Source organism: Corynebacterium sp. CCUG 65737 (assembly GCF_024454115.1).
GTDB classification, from domain to species: Bacteria; Actinomycetota; Actinomycetes; order Mycobacteriales; family Mycobacteriaceae; genus Corynebacterium; species Corynebacterium genitalium.
The window spans coordinates 1-13355 of sequence record NZ_JAGPZB010000012.1; the positions used below are offsets into that span (position 1 = coordinate 1).

Genomic DNA, 13355 nt, shown 5'->3' on the forward strand with positions numbered 1-13355 from the left:
CAGAGCTCTGCGTCGCTGCTCCTTGGTGTATGAGCGGTTCATGATGGAATCCTCCAAGATTCCGTCCGCATCCCCTTTTGACCCTTAACCCTTTGGCGCCTAGGGGTTCGCATAACCTCACAATTTGGTCACAGCGGGCCTCCGTCACAGCGCGGAGGTCAATCTGTCACTACCGTGGTTTTCAAGAGGTTTTCACCAACGAAAAACATTTTCGCTAGGGGAAACCGGATGAACCAACATTTAGGAGTGACATCATGACCAGCCCATTCGATTCCGAGAACCGCACCGGTGACATTGACAACGCAGATAACGCACCGGACCGTAGCTACGCCGACACTGATCGCCGCAACGAGGACCTGCACGACTCTGCACGTGACACCTCCACTGAGGAGCACGGTGTGCGGCGCGACGGCAGCGTGGACACGCACCTGCGCGACGAGCGCACGCTTGACGACGGCCGCGTGGTCAAGTCCGAGCCGGTTGACCTGGGCGTGAAGGACGTTCACGCGGATGGCCAGGGCTGCACCTGCGGTAACCACGGTGAAGGCTGCACTTGCGGCCACCACAAGACCTGCGACTGCCCTCCCGGTGAGTGCCACTGCCATGGCCACGCCGGTGAGCAGGGCGCGCACCGCAATGAGGGCGCGCACCGCAATGAGGGTGGTGTTCCGGACCACGGCGACTGCGCGTGCCAGCAGTGCCAGGAGCGCCGCCGCGACAACAACAGCGAGACCCGCGACAACGGCGAAGAGAAGGACTTCACCCACCCGGACACGGTGAACGAGGACGGTACGAACCCGGCTGTCCGTACCGTCGATAAGGCGGAGGGCTACAACGAGAACGCATCCTGGAACGACGGCATTGAGCCGGCACAGCGTCAGGAGCCGCGCTCGTACGAGAACGAGGACGAAAGCGTCAACTAAGCCTCTGGGTCGCTTTGTTCATTACTTATTAGACAAGGCTTAACCGTGAAAGCCTTTTACATGCGTGCTGAGTGGGCATAATGGCCCCCATGCGCATGACTGTTATTGGCACTGGTTACCTCGGAGCAACTCACGCCGCCTGCATGGCGGAGCTGGGGCACGAGGTGCTGGGGATTGATGTTGACCAGGCGAAGATCGACGCTCTGAAGAATGGCAGGGTGCCGTTCTTCGAGCCGGGGCTTCCGGAGGTGCTGGAGCGCAACATTTCCAATGGGCGTCTGAGCTTTACCACGGACTACGAAGAAGCCGCTCAGTTCGCCAACGTCCACTTCATCGGAGTGGGCACTCCGCAGCAGCGCGGGTCCTATGCGGCGGATACGACCTATGTGGAGGCTGCCGTCGATAGTCTCGTGCCGCACCTTGAGGGTGACCACGTGATCCTGGGCAAGTCGACCGTTCCCGTCGGCACGGCGGCGGCACTGCAGGAGCGTGCGGACAGGCTCGCCGAGCAGGCGGGCAAGGGCGCCAGCGTGGAGATCGCGTGGAACCCGGAGTTCCTCCGTGAGGGCTACGCCGTGCAGGACACGATCACCCCGGACCGCATCGTTTTGGGTGTGAACACCCAAAACGAAGGAACATCGACGGCAGAAGCTGTCGCCCGCGAGGTGTACGCGGAGCCGCTGAACAACGACACCCCGTTCATCGTCACGGATCTGCAGACCGCTGAGCTGGTGAAAGTCTCAGCGAACGCGTTCCTGGCCACGAAGATCAGCTTCATCAACGCCGTGTCAGAGGTCTGCGAGAATGTCGGCGCGGATGTCACGCAGCTTGCCGACGCCATTGGTCACGACGACCGCATTGGCCGTAAGTTCCTCGGTGCCGGCCTGGGCTTCGGCGGCGGCTGCCTGCCGAAGGACATTCGCGCCTTCATGGCTCGCGCCGGGGAGGTCGGCGCCGATCAGGCACTGACGTTCCTGCGCGAGGTCGACGCGATCAATATGCGCCGCCGCGAGCGCGTGATCGATCTGTCGCGGGAGATTCTCGGCTCACTGATCGGCAAGCGGATCACGGTCCTCGGCGCGGCGTTCAAGCCGAACTCCGACGATGTCCGCGACTCGCCGGCCCTTGCCGTCGCCGGCCAGCTCAATCTCTCCGGTGCCGCCGTGCGCGTCTACGACCCGCAGGCCATGGACAACGCGCGCAAGGTCTTCCCGACGCTCGATTACGCCGCGTCGCTTGATGATGCCCTCACCGGCGCTGAGCTGGTCATCCTCGCCACCGAATGGCAGGACTTCAAGGAGCTCGACCCAGCTCACGCCGGTGAGCTCGTTGCGGAAAAGCGGCTTATCGACGGGCGCAACGTCCTCCCCGTCGACGCCTGGCAGGCCGTAGGCTGGCAGCTCTGGGCGCTCGGCCGCACCCTCTAACGGAGGTCCGTTCGAGGGGGGAAGCATTTTTATTCAGGATTGTTTACAACATTCTGTGTTGCAGGTAGTCTTTCGTTGGTTAATCAGTACAGAAACGTTAGGCGAATCCTCCCAATGACCCCCCTTAGCTCTGTGCAGCCCTCTGGCCTGCGCATTTCCGTTACCAAGCGCGCCGTCAGTGCCGCCACGGTCGCCATTATTGGATTGTCCACTGTCCGGGTAGTTGCCCCCGATTGGGGCGCGCTTCCTGCTGCTTCGGCGGAACCCCAGACCGTAAACGGCCAGCATTACAACGACCAAGCTCCGCAAAACGTGCCGTGGGGTGCGGTAAAGAATGAAAATCAGTTCAGCGGAATGTTTTTAAGCCTCGATGCAATTTCGAAGGAAAAGGCTAAGACAGGCAAGTACGGCAACTGGGGTAGCTCAGTACCGCTGACCATCTGGAGCAAGCAAGATAAGACGGACTACAAGAACGTCTTCTCTGGTCTCGATCGCCCGGTGCCGTTCAAGGGTTCCAACAGGCTTGCAACTCCGCTGGGCGAGTGGTCATACACCTCCGAATTCAATGAAGTGTTCTCCGTCAACTGGACTCCCGCTCCGGGGTACATCGGTTACGCCCCGCCGCTGCCGATCCAGATCGATCCCTTTAAATCGAAGCTCAAAAAGGAGTACCACTACGCCACCGTTGACCTGCCGGGCAAAGGCACGACGGATCTGACATCCACGGGCGCCTTCGGTGCCACGCAGACTGCCCAGGCATCTGCTGGCTTCAACGGTGTGAAGGACGGCATGGGCTGGTCCGGGTTCACACCGAAGTACGCCTTCCAGGTGGATAGGCAGGACGCAGTCGCAGGCAAGGTCGACGGCGCTCTCGACTACAAGACTGACGCTGCCACCAATTACCTCGGCCACGTCACCACCGAGCTGAACACCAGCGAAGGTAAGTACTCGATCAATCCGGACACTGGTGAGGTCTCCTTCACGCCGAGCCCGATCTTCTTCTCGGATGCCGAGGTCAAGGATGCGAACATCACGCAGAAGTCGGCGGCACCGGTGCGCGTCGTCGTCAGCAACATGACCACGAATACGATCGGGAAGAACCGCCGCGTCATGGCGTACGGGCAGACTCGGCCGGCGCACACAATCAACCCGAATAATGCTTCGTATGCGGAGGTCACCACCCTTTACACGCCGAACGTCGTCAAGCCGACGGTCGGCCTGAACAACGCGGAAGCGAATGAACTGGCCGGACGCGACGTCACGCTGAATCCTGATTTCGCGCAGTCCAGCGGGCAGGCGGCGATCGATAAATCCTCAGTGGCCTTGATCAATGCCACTGGTCAGGACGCCGGGCGCGAGCTGACGGTCGACGGCGAGGGCACGTGGAAGGTCAACCGCAACGGCTCGGTGACCTTCACCCCTGAGCTCGGTTTCGTGGGCAACCCCACGCCGATCCAGTACACCGCGAAGAACGAGCACGGTGTTCCCGCGGGCAGGGCTACCCTTTCCGTGCGGTACGACGTGCAGGACGGAACGCTGGCGACGACGATCGAGGAGCAGGGCAAAGCTCAGAAGTCCACGGACAACGGTAAGGGCGACTGGGGCCTGACCGCCCAGAAGATGTTCCCGGGTTACCCGAGGTCGTGGTACGGCGAGTTCACGTACGGCCTGGTCACCCCTGATGGTGAGCTGGTCACGCAAGATACTTCGCTGCAGATTGCGAATGTCGGCCGGTACAGCATCAACAAGAACACCGGTGAGGTCACATTCACTCCGGAACCGTCCTTCACGGGCGCTGCTCCGGCTGTCGGCGTGCGCATCACGAATCTGAAGACTGCGAATGGCCAGCCCCGCCCTGCGGACGGTCACTACCGGCCGATTGTGTCAACGACGAACATGATCCTGCGGCCTGTGTCCGCCACCGGCGAGGTGGGGGAGAAGCTCACTGCGGCTCCGAAGTACGGCAGGGGTATGGTCCCGGGCTCCGTTCAGATCGACGGTGCTGACGCGGACAGCAGCGGCAAAACGAAGACTATCCCCAACCAGGGTGCCTGGTCCGTTGACCGTGAGGGCGTTTTCACGTTCACGCCTGTCGACGGTTTCTACGGCACCCCGGACCCGGTCGATTACACCGTGGCCAACGCTGAGGGTGTGCGCTCGGAGCCGGGCACGGTGCTGGGTGAGTACAAGGCTGTGAAGACGTCGCCGTCGACAAGCACTGGCGATGCAAAGCAGCCGCAGAAGTCGAAGTCGGGCAAGGAGATGTTCCCGTCCTTCCCGAGCGACTGGACTATCGCGTACTCGCTTGCGGATGCTGCGGACAACGTTCTGACGAGGAACGAGGGCACCTACACTATCGTCCCGACCACCGGCGTGGTCACGTTCGAGCCTGCCGACAACTACCGCGGAACCCCCGGTACCGTCACTGTGGAAGCAATGACGAAGACCGGCGCGAAGGAATCCACCACCTACCAGGTGTCGGTGACGGGCCAGACTACGGCGACGAACACGACGACGTTGCCGCCGGTGACGGAGACGGTCACCACCGAAGTTCCGACCACTGTGACTACTGCGGTCCCCACCACCGTGGGCGGTGTTCCGACAACGGTTGAAAAGACCGTCACCACGACCGTGACGTCGAAGTCGACGTACCAGGTCACGGTCACGACGACCCCGCCGCAGGCAACGATTACGCAGTTCCCCGCGCCGATGACGGAGACCATTTCGCCCAGCCCGGTCACGGTGACGCCTGCCCCGATCACCACAACGGTGAACGTCACGGGTGAACCGACGGCGGTCACTGCCACTCCGGAGGCCATCACCGCGACGGTGCCGGACGTGGTCACGACGGTCAGCGGCACGCCCGTCACTGTGGCAGTGCCGCCGGTGACGGTGACCCCGAACCCGGTCACCGTGACTGTGACGCCGCGTGTTTCTCCCACCGTCACGGTCACGCCTGAACCGGCAACGGCGACTCCGGATCCCGTCACTACCACGCTGACGCCGGCTCCGATCACTACGACCTTGGACGGCAACAGCCTCGAGATCAGCGATTCCGTTATCAAGGTCACTGCACCGACGGACAACCCGTTCTCTGTGCAGGTGGACGTGCCGGAGATGGAAACAGGCTCCCTGAAGTTCACCGGTGTTGGCGGTGTCGACCTCCAGCCGGAGATCACCCCGGACATGCGTGAAATGAAAGTTCCGGGCCAGGGTCGCTGGATTATTGACAGCGCTACGGGTGAGATCACTTTCTTCCCGAATCCGAACTTCGGCGGTAGGATCTCCCGGGCTGAACTCGCCTACAAGCGTAAAGACGGTTCTGAGCACAAGTTCACTATCCAGGCTTCCTACCCGAAAACGGAGGAGCCGGAAGAGCCGAGCAATACGGGCACGCCGAACAAGCCGACTGAGCCGAAACCGTCGGGGAACTCGCGCGATGCTCTACTGTGGTTGCTGCCGTTCGGTCTGCTGGCTGCGGGCCTTGGTTTGCTGGGTATGCCGACGATCACCTTGTACCCGGAGCAGATCAAGAAGAGTCTCACGCGCCAATAAAGGTCAGGGGGCGGGCAATAAACGTTGTCGCTTATCGGTGCCCCCTAGCCCCCACGCTCCTTAGTGCTGGTGGTAGTCGCTGAGGAAGTTGCCCAGCCGTTCTATGGCGTTCTCCAGCTGGGACGCCCACGGCAGCGTGACCACGCGGAAGTGGTCCGGTTTGGGGTAGTTGAAGCCGGAGCCGCCGACCATGAGGATCTTTTCGCTCTTGAGCAGGTCGAGCATGAAGCGTTCGTCGTCGTAGATGTGGTACATCTCGGTGTCGATCTTCGGGAAGGCGTAGAGCGCACCCTTCGGTTCGACGACAGAGACGCCGGGGATTTCCCGCAGCTTCTTGATGGTGATGTCGCGCTGTTCCTTGAGTCGGCCGCCTTCACCGGTGAGACTGAAAATGGACTGCCGGCCGCCGAGCGCGACCTGGATCGCGTGCTGGCCTGGCACGTTGGAGCACAGGCGCGTGCCGGCGAGCAGATCCAGGCCCTCGACGAATCCGGTGGCGCGGCGCTTCGGGCCGGTAATCATCATCCAGCCGGCGCGGTAACCGCACACCCGGTACGCCTTCGACAGGCCATTGAAGGTGCAGGTGAGCAGGTCAGGGGCGACCTCCGCCATGGAAATGTGCTTGGCGCCGTCGTACAGGACGCGGTCGTAGATCTCGTCGGCAAGCACCATGAGCTCGTGCTCGCGGGCGATATCCGCGATGCCCTCGAGGATCTCGCGCGAGTACACAGCACCCGTGGGGTTGTTCGGGTTGATCACCACGATCGCCTTGGTGCGGTCGTTCACCTTGGAGCGAATGTCCTCGAGCGAGGGGTTCCAGTCGTCTTCCTCGTCGCAGATGTAGTGCACGGGAGTGCCGCCGCTTAACGACGTCGCCGCTGTCCACAGCGGGTAATCGGGAGACGGGATGAGGACCTCGTCTCCGTCGTTAAGCAATGCCTGCGTGACCATGTTGATCAGCTCGCTGACCCCGTTGCCCAAGTACACGTCGTCAATATCGAATTCTGGGAAACCGTCGATCTCCTCGTAGCGCGTGACGACGGCTCGCCGCGCCGGAATAATGCCCTTCGACGTCGAGTACGCCTGCGAGTGCGGCAAGTTGGCGATGATGTCGCGCATGATCACATCGGGAGCATCGAAACCGAAGATGCCGGGGTTGCCCGTGTTCAGCTTGAGGATGTTGTGGCCGTCGCGCTCCATTTCCTCCGCCGTCGCCGCGACCGGTCCACGCAGGTCATAGGCCACGTTCTTGAGCTTGTCCGCCTGATCAAAATGGCGGTGTTTCTTCAAAGGCTTGCGCTGGGGGTTCTCATTGGTGTCGTCGCTCATGGGGCCATTCTATTGAGAATTCGCCGCGGTTTTCACCGCTTGAAGCGGTTAATCGTGTCTTGCGCGTAGCCCATCACGTCGCCAGTGAGCTGGTCGCGCTGCGCTGCACGCAAAGCTTTACGACGTTCCTCCTCCAGCCGGCGGGCCGTCCTCATATCCCTGAGTCGCTTGCGCTCAAGCTGTGCCGGACTTGGGGTGTACCAGCTATCCGGGCCGACCTTCATGATGTAGAGGAGGATGAACAGCGTCGGAACAATGAAGACTGGCATCATCGCCCATAACGGTGCGACAGTTTCCGCCAGCACGATGCCGCCGCTGAGCGACAGCAGCGTGCCCAGGCCGAACATGCCGAGGCGGATGTTCTGGCCACTCTTGCGGGCAGTCGCAATCTCGTGGCGGGTATAGACGTCGAGTTCCTGGCCGTGCGCCGGCTGGTACTGCTGGTATGCCTCTATCTCCTGAGACTGCTGCTGCGTGGGGAGGTCCCGGAACAGCGGTTCCAGGTCACGGTGGGTGGCGGCCTGGGTAGCGGCATCGCACCGCTTGTCGTACTCCTCCGGATCCAAGCGGCCCTCGCCGTACGCGTAGGTCAGCTGGGCCAACGCGTCCGCACGCTCCGCGTCAGACAGGCGAAGGTCGCGGGCCGGGGGCTTAGGGTACGGCTGATTACTCACGCCATCCATCTTAAACCCGGTTCATCTCGCGGCGGCGTGTTCATGCAACGGGGCACGTTAAGCGCTGTCTACCCCCTTGGTGCAATCTGAATAATGGCTGAACAATGCTTCGCTTGAACTCGCATATTTTCGCCAACACAATATGATAGCCCTTATGACCAACCCCAATGATCCAAATAACCCGTTCGGCGGTCAGGACAACAATCCTTTCGGCGGCGGCTACGGAAACAACAGCAGCAATTCCAACAACCAGAACCCCGCTGACTCGACCGGTTCCACCTCCTACGGGCAGGGAGGCTACGGCCAGTCCGGCTCCAGCTCCTATGGCCAGAGCAGCTATGGCCAGGGCGGCTCTAGCGCCTACGGAGAGGGCTCCTATGGCCAGGGTGGCTCCAGCGCTTACGGTCAGTCCGGCTCCGACCAGTTCGGTTCCACCTCGAACTCCGGCTACGGTGACTCCACCTACGGTCAGTCTGGCCAGAACGGCTACGGTCAGTCCGGCTCGGGCTACGACCAGTCTGGCTCCGGCTACGGCGCCTACGGGCAGACACCGGGTCAGGACGGTTACGGACAGAACTCCTACGGTCAGGCCTATGCTCCGGGGCCGGGTTTCCAGCACCCGGAGAATGACCCGAACGCTTCCGAGTCGGGCCGCCCGCTGCAGCCCACCGGCGGCTCGCTGCCGATCGTCGAGTCTATTCCGTTCGCGTTCAAGCGCCTGTTCAGCAAGAACTGGCACGTATACATCGGCTTCACGGTGCTGATGATGATCGCCTCGATCGTTGCGCTGCTCCTCATCATTGTTCCGGTGATCGCGGCGGCGACCAACGACCCCAATGCTGGCAGCCCGAACTACAACCTGGCGGAGGAGCATCCCTTCGGGATCATCGCCGGGTACCTGGTCATGATAGCCATCATGTTCGTGATGTACATCGTGCTGTACAACACTGCATTGCGCGACAGCCGCGGTGAAGAACCGAGCTGGGGCAACCTGTTCAAGAACATCCGATGGGGCCAGGTCATCTTGGTCCACGTCCTTCTCGGATTGGCTGTGTTTGTGATCTATGTAGTCTTCGCGCTGCTCATGATCTTCTTATCTGAGGTACACGTCGCGCTGGGCATCATCGTCTTCCTGCTCATGATCGCAGCAATGATCGCCGCTGCTCCAGTTCTCAACCTGGCGCCGTTCTACGTGTACGACGGCCGCACCAACGCCGTCGGTGCCTTCAAGATGGCGTGGCAGGATGCTAAGCCCCATTTCCTGCTGATCGTGGTTTCACTCTTCCTCATCAGCATCGCTTGCAGTGCATTCGCAATCGTAACGATCGGGTTCGGCATGTTCGCTCTTCCAGCGCTCCAGGCCCTCGCCTACGTCTTCATCTACCGCTGGATCAGCGCACACCGCGACCAGCCCAACCAGGCTGGCCCGCAGCACCCTGAGTCCCCCAACGGCTACATGAGCATGTACTAAAGCTCACCCGGGTGTAACCCTCAGCGTGCCGCCTGCATCTAACAATGGTGCTGGGCGGCACGCTTTTCATCTCTTAGCAGCAGGTATGAAGGAGCCAAGATGACCACGGTGACAGTCACCGAGCCGATCGGGTTCGGGTTCAAGCGGGTATTCGACAATTTTCTCGTCTACGCCGGGATCAACCTCATCTTCACGGCTATTGTCATCGCCACGTTGATCATGGGTGGGGTCACGGGGGTTCTCTCCGACGAGGAGATCGTGACCAACGAAGACCTCATTAAGGCGCTCGTTTTCGTCGCTGTTCTCGGCTTCATCTGGTTGTGGTGGCAGGTCGCACGCACCCGCGTTGCTCTCCGCGATGTCGCCGGCGAAGGAGCCCGCTGGTCCAACGCATTCACTGGTTTGCCGATCATCGGGGCAGTGGTGGCGTACTTCCTGACCGCCTGTTTCGGGGTGATCGTTGTCGGTCTGCCTATCGTCGGAGCGGCCCTGCTTTTCGACGTCCACCCGGCCTTCACCGTTCTCCTCGGTATTGCTGCTGTAGTGCTCGCGTTCCTGGTGTACCCGGTGGTCGTTCTGGTGCCGGTGTACGTCATCGATAGGGCAGCGAACCCATTCGAGGCCTTTGGCCGGGTCTTCAAGGACCTCAAAGGGTGCTACTGGACGGTTCTGGGGTCGATCACTCTGCTGCGCATCATCAACTCGATGCTTTCCTTGTTCACGCTCAACCTCTCGCTGTTTGTCACCTACCCGGCCGAGTCTTTGGCATTTGCCCGCATTTACCAGCTGATCCGCTCCGACTATCCTTACGTCCCCACGTACGGCGTCGCGCGCGGGATGCAGCCGCCCTACGGCGATCCCATGTACCCGGCTGGTTCCTACCCGGCTTATCCGGCCCACCCGTACCCGTCTGCATACCCTGATTCCCCGTATCCGGCGCCTTACCCGAGCCAGCCGTATCCTAGCCAGCCCTACCCGGGCCAGCCGTACCAGCAGCCGCCGTACCAGCAGCCGCCGTACCAGGGTCCGGGCACACCCGGCTGGTAACAGAAACTGCAGCTCCCAACTGCTTCGACTGTGAAGAGAATGACTAAGAGGGTCTGACCCCCGATTCAGAATCGGAGTCAAACCCTCTTAGTTGCGGCCGGGCCGGGCTGCTTGCCAGCTAGTCCGGGTTTATGCTTGCCAGCGCTCGTCTGCACCGGTCTTGCGGTCAGCGTAGCGCTTCTGGGCGTTCTCGTAGTCCTCTTCCGGGAGCTGGTAGAAGTACACGCGTGGCATGACAGCCTCAGCGTGCTCGAGGTAGGTGGTGACGAACTTGTCCACGTCCTCGCGCTCGGCCGACTTCTTGCTCACGTAGATGAACAGCGGACGGGACAGCGGGTAGTTGCCGTCCTTCGTTTCCTCAGCGGTCGGTTCGACACCGCCGACCTTCACGTTGTCGATCATGCGCTGGGCATCTTCCTCAGCGGAGAGGTAGTTACCGATGCCCATGAAGGACAGAGCGTTCGGGTCATCAGCAACCCACTGGGTCAGCTCATCGATGTCGTCGGTGGACTCGTAGTCGTCGCGGATCTCGTCACCGTCCAGGACCAGGTCCTCGAACACGCCGAGGGTACCGGAACCCTCCGGGCGGCCGTAGAGCTTGATCTCCTCGTCCGGCCAGGACGGGTCGATGTCGGACCACTTGGACACCTCGGACTCCTTCGACCAAATGTCGTGCAGCTGCTCGACGGTCAGGTCGGTCGCGAAGTCGTTGTCGCGGTGTTTGACGATGGTGATGGCGTCCAGACCGATCGGCAGCTCAATGTACTCGACGTCGTTGTCGGCGCACTGCTTCTGGAAGTCGACCTCTGCGCCGTCACCCGGGATAGGCGTGGAGGCGTCGTTGATGTCAGCTTCGCCGTTGCAGAACTTCTCGAAACCGTCGGTCGAACCAATGGCCTCTACGTCGACATCGAAGTCGTAGCGGTTCGCCATGTAGGAGGTGATCGGCTCGATGGTGGCGGAACCGGTGGTCTTGATCGGGCCCCCAGCGGCAGCGTTGGTCTCGCTGCCGTTGTCGCCGCCAGAGTTGCTGTTGCCGGAGCTGCCGTTCGAGCCGCTGTCAGAGGAGCAGCCGACTGCGAGGACGGTCATGCCCGCCAGGATGGCTGCGGTGATGGACTTGCGGGCTTTAGCCATTGGTCTTGCCCTCCTGCATCTCAGCACGGAACTCGCGCAGCAGGCGGAAGAGGTTCTTCCAGGAACCCTGGGAGTTGCTCCAGTACTTGGCGAAGTTCTCGTCGAGCTCAGCCTGCTGTTCAGGCGTGACGTTCGGGTTGATCTTCTTGTGCTTGCGGGTGCCCTCTCCGGTTGCAGCAGCAGCCTCACCCTCCTGGTCAGCGGCTAGACGGTCCGCGTTGCGGCCGCGGGCGTTGAGCTCGACGCGCAGCTCTTCTGCGGTCTCTTCGAGCTCCTCGAGCAGGGCTTGCAGTGCCTCATCCGGAGCCTCGTTCTGGATGAGCTCCTGAGCCATCGGGGACAGGTCGGGGGTCTCGTTCGGGTTAGTCATTGAAGACTCCTTACATCAAAGTGTTGGAAATGAAGACGGCTAGCAGCGGGATAGCGAAGAACACGCCACCGATGTAGATGAAGACGTAGAGCTTGTTCTTCTCGGCCAGGCCAGCGAGCCAGTCCGAGCAGCGCGGGGGGATGTTGCGCAGGAACGGGATACTCAAGATGAGAATCGCGGAGAAGAGGTTGAACAGCATGTGCACCAGCGCACCGGACATTGCTGCCTCTGCTTCTGCACCGGATGCGGAGAACGCAGCGATGAGGCCGGTGAAGGTCGTACCGATGTTCGCACCGACCACGAACGGGAACAGGGTGCGCACTTCGAACTTGCCAGACGCTGCCAGCGGAACCGTCAGGGCGGTGGTGGTGGAGGAGGACTGAACCAGCGCGGTGATTAGCGCACCAGAGAGCGCACCGATGAAGGCGTTCTTACCCAGTGCGGCGTAGAGGATGTCCTGGGCCTTGCCCACCAGCAGAGCGTTGAGGACCTTACCGATGAACTGGATGGACACCAGAATCAGAGCGACACCGATCAGGGCGAGAATAATGCCGCCCCACATGTCACCGAGTGGCTCGACGAGGCTGCTGACCAGCTCAACGAGCGGCTCTGTGATCATGTCAATGAAGTCACCGAAGGCCTCGAAGCCCTTCGAGATGATGCTGTCGCCGCCACCGGCCAACGACGGTGCGATGGCAGTTGCGGTCTTGCCTAAGAATCCGGTGAGGATCTCCAGCGGGAAGAAGACGCCGATGGCGATCAGGTTGAAGAAGTCGTGCACGGTCGCCATGGAGAAACCGTTCTTGAACTGCTTCTTGTTACCGGCCAGACCCAGGGCGACCAGGGTCGAGGTGACCGAGGTACCCATGTTGGCACCGAAGAGCATCGGGATGGCGATGTTCAGCGGCAGACCACCGGCGATCATGCCCACCACGATGGAAGTGGTGGTAGAGGAAGACTGGATGATCGCCGTGGAGACGATACCGATGGCCAGACCCACGAACGGGTTCTCAGCGAAGGAGAACAGCTCTTTAGCCTGGTCGCCGGCGACCATCTTGAAGCCGTCACCGATCATGCCGACGCCGTTGAGGAGCAGCCAGATGCCGAGGAAGACGGCGACCCAGTTAGCTACCTGCTTTGCGGTGCCTTCAAACGGGAGGAAACCGAGCGGGTCGTTTTCCTCGGCCTTGTCTTCGATGTCGTCATCGATATCGGAGGAGTCGGTATCGGAGGAATCAGTGGTCGTGGTGTTCTTGCCGTCGACATCGACCGGCTCAGAATCTTTCACGTTCCGGTCGATGACGCGCACGTCTGCCTCGTCGGGCAGATCGTGCTCACCAGCTGGATCGCGGGGGAGTCCCTTTTTACTCATTAGCGCTCACTTCTAATTAGGGGCGAATATGGGCGCTCGTCAGGCTAATC

General features: G+C 61.3%; 10 protein-coding genes. 5 read left to right on the forward strand and 5 right to left on the reverse strand.

Annotation, left to right across the window (positions count from 1 at the left end; translation table 11 throughout):
- Positions 1-254 precede the first annotated feature (254 nt).
- The 3 genes from KBX17_RS09305 to KBX17_RS09315 all read left to right on the forward strand — a co-directional run bounded on the left by KBX17_RS09305 (position 255) and on the right by KBX17_RS09315 (position 5905).
- Positions 255-923, forward strand: a complete 669-nt coding sequence (locus KBX17_RS09305) for a hypothetical protein (protein WP_005288164.1) — start codon at positions 255-257, stop codon at positions 921-923.
- A gap of 89 nt (positions 924-1012) precedes the next feature.
- Positions 1013-2350 (forward strand): UDP-glucose/GDP-mannose dehydrogenase family protein, encoded by a 1338-nt coding sequence (locus tag KBX17_RS09310; protein WP_040424122.1) that lies wholly within the window; start codon positions 1013-1015, stop codon positions 2348-2350.
- A gap of 114 nt (positions 2351-2464) precedes the next feature.
- Positions 2465-5905, forward strand: coding sequence for a hypothetical protein (locus tag KBX17_RS09315; protein WP_256019554.1), 3441 nt, complete (start codon positions 2465-2467; stop codon positions 5903-5905).
- Positions 5906-5965: 60 nt separating this feature from the next.
- Here KBX17_RS09315 and KBX17_RS09320 read toward each other — a convergent pair whose 3' ends face one another.
- Together KBX17_RS09320 and KBX17_RS09325 are read right to left on the reverse strand one after the other, a co-directional pair.
- Positions 5966-7234, reverse strand: a complete 1269-nt coding sequence (locus tag KBX17_RS09320; RefSeq protein ID WP_005288176.1) for a pyridoxal phosphate-dependent aminotransferase — start codon at positions 7232-7234, stop codon at positions 5966-5968.
- A gap of 32 nt (positions 7235-7266) precedes the next feature.
- Positions 7267-7908 carry a DUF1707 domain-containing protein gene (locus KBX17_RS09325; RefSeq protein WP_198002214.1) on the reverse strand — a complete coding sequence of 214 codons (642 nt, stop codon included), beginning with the start codon at positions 7906-7908 and terminating at the stop codon, positions 7267-7269.
- 154 nt (positions 7909-8062) lie between these two features.
- Between KBX17_RS09325 and KBX17_RS09330 the strand changes: the two genes are divergently transcribed.
- Entirely contained in the window at positions 8063-9379 is a 1317-nt protein-coding gene (locus KBX17_RS09330; RefSeq protein ID WP_050748780.1) for a hypothetical protein, read from the forward strand.
- Between the two features lie 99 nt (positions 9380-9478).
- Entirely contained in the window at positions 9479-10426 is a 948-nt protein-coding gene (locus tag KBX17_RS09335) for a hypothetical protein (RefSeq protein WP_256019556.1), read from the forward strand.
- A 129-nt stretch (positions 10427-10555) separates the two neighbouring features.
- Here KBX17_RS09335 and KBX17_RS09340 read toward each other — a convergent pair whose 3' ends face one another.
- The 3 genes from KBX17_RS09340 to KBX17_RS09350 are packed head-to-tail and all read right to left on the reverse strand — an operon-like array spanning position 10556 to position 13305.
- Positions 10556-11563: a substrate-binding domain-containing protein gene (locus KBX17_RS09340; RefSeq protein ID WP_256019557.1), complete on the reverse strand. Its 1008-nt coding sequence runs from the start codon at positions 11561-11563 to the stop codon at positions 10556-10558.
- A complete protein-coding gene (locus KBX17_RS09345) occupies positions 11556-11933 on the reverse strand; it encodes a hypothetical protein (protein WP_005288192.1) in 378 nt (125 codons plus the stop codon). Before KBX17_RS09345 ends, KBX17_RS09340 begins: the two co-directional genes overlap by 8 nt.
- A 10-nt stretch (positions 11934-11943) precedes the next feature.
- On the reverse strand, positions 11944-13305 hold the full coding sequence (locus KBX17_RS09350) for a Na/Pi symporter (protein WP_005288195.1): 1362 nt from the start codon (positions 13303-13305) through the stop codon (positions 11944-11946).
- Positions 13306-13355 lie beyond the last annotated feature (50 nt).